1 protein-coding gene is annotated in these 751 nt (G+C 46.7%); it reads right to left on the bottom strand.

Going from position 1 to position 751, the window contains the following annotated elements; genetic code table 11:
* Positions 1–685, bottom strand: a 685-nt coding sequence (locus J1785_RS00560; RefSeq protein ID WP_217218553.1) for a T6SS immunity protein Tli3 family protein, incomplete at its 3' end; no start/stop codon positions are given.
* Positions 686–751 lie beyond the last annotated feature (66 nt).

The following is a 751-nucleotide window of genomic DNA, read 5'->3' as shown; positions in this document are numbered from 1 at the left end:
CCTCTGGGACTTTGTTGGGGATGTTCTGGAAATTGGCTCTGTAAGTATCGATGGTCCAGTGTTTTGGTCCGGCGAATGAGTTCCACGAAACGTATTCGTTGCCCCATTTACCTCCGCCATATCCGGGGCGAATATGATGGGTTTGCATCTGTCCACGGCTATTTGCAACGGTATAATCAATGCCGCTTCCGCCGGGTTCAAGACGTGGGTCGTCAAACGGTTTTGAACTCATATAAAGGTCGCCGTGTTTGGTCAACACATAGCCCTGATCGTTGACGACAGTGATGGATTCGATTTCGTCCCGTTGTGGGCCGTCAGCCCCGTACTGAACCGCGCCGGTACCGGGGGAGAAACGGGCTCCCTCCCATGTACGGCCATAATCTTTTGAAATCAAGAAACCAGATAAGTCATCCCATGGAATTGCAATATATTTTTCAGATGGATGCACAAATTTAAAAAATGAAATCCGAAATATTGGGTTGTCACGATGGACCACTTCAGTCCGTATATTTCTTGTTATGTCGACGTACCACAACGCGCCTTCGCAATGATTTCCTTCAAGTTCGAGATAACGATGAGCGTCAAATTGATAAACAACTTGTAGAGGCGTCTTGTAGGGGGTTGATTGTCCGACTCCAGACCAAAAAATCAACAGGCTTGTTAATGTTATTTTAGTGCTTTTCATAGAACTTCCTTGCTCAAATCTGAGGCGCTGGCATTTCCCACTGCAAACCATCTGTCAGATTCGTAC

This window comes from Rahnella perminowiae (assembly GCF_019049755.1).
GTDB classification, from domain to species: Bacteria; Pseudomonadota; Gammaproteobacteria; order Enterobacterales; family Enterobacteriaceae; genus Rahnella; species Rahnella perminowiae.
The sequence above is the reverse complement of the archived record's forward strand: the minus strand, read 5'-3'. Positions and strand labels throughout refer to the sequence as shown.